We start from the raw sequence: 883 nt of genomic DNA, 5'->3' as shown, positions 1-883 counted from the left end.
CGGTGGTGCGCGCAGGCCTCGGCTGTGCCGGCGACGATGTGATCACCGGCTTTCTGTTCATCGGCTCCTATGAGGCGGAGCACCAGCCGAGTCCCAAGCCCGATCCGGCCAAGCTGACCCGCTACTGGACCGGGCCCGAGGCCGGCTGAGCGGCAAAGCTTTTGGCGAGTGCCGAGGCAATCGCCGCGGCGATCCGCTGGTGGACCGCAGCACGCGGCTCCTCGGCCGGCTCCTGGCACAGCGCATCGTCCTCCCCCTCCTCCGCCAGCAGCGCCGGTGCCGCCTCCGTGCATTCGGGAAAGGCGCTGAACGGGCCGGCATCCGGGATGATGCGGGGGCGCAGATCGGGGTCGGCATCGGCCAGGGGTGCGGGATCCAGCCAGGGCGGCAGGGTCCCGGCCTCGCCCAGGCTCAGGATCGCCGCCGGCACCGCAAGTGCCGCGAGGCTGGACGGGGTGAAACGGTCGGCCAGTTCCGGGTTCACGGCGACCACCGCGCGGATGCGGGGGTCGCGGCGGCTGCCGGCGATGCCGGCCAGTTCCAGCGCCGCCAGATCCACGCCCTGCCGGGCGAACCAGCGGCAGTCGGGGCTGGCCGGGTGCTGCCTGCAGGTCAACCGGAAGCGTGCCAGGTCCAGTTCCGCACCGGCCAGCGCCAGGGCGGCGGTGCCGCCCTGGAAGAAGCCCACCGCCGCCACCGCGTGCCGGTTTACTCGGTCGGCTAGCTCTGGCTCGGCTTCGAGGGCGGACAGTGCCGTGGCGAGATTGGCCGGCCGCCGCGCGACCTCCTGGACGGCGGCGGCCGCATCGGCCTCGGCATGAGCGGCGGGCGGGATCACCAGGACGAGATGGCCGCGCTTGGCCAGTTCCGCCGCCAGCCAGTT

General features: G+C 73.4%; 1 protein-coding gene. It reads right to left on the bottom strand.

Annotation, left to right across the window (positions count from 1 at the left end; translation table 11 throughout):
- Positions 1-121: 121 nt before the first annotated feature.
- Positions 122-883, bottom strand: a 762-nt coding sequence (locus EQG76_RS08385) for an alpha/beta hydrolase (RefSeq protein ID WP_159712371.1), incomplete at its 5' end; no start/stop codon positions are given.

Source organism: Geminicoccus flavidas, from assembly GCF_009806515.1.
Lineage (GTDB): Bacteria > Pseudomonadota > Alphaproteobacteria > Geminicoccales > Geminicoccaceae > Geminicoccus > Geminicoccus flavidus.
This window is presented reverse-complemented; position numbering and strand designations above follow the sequence as displayed.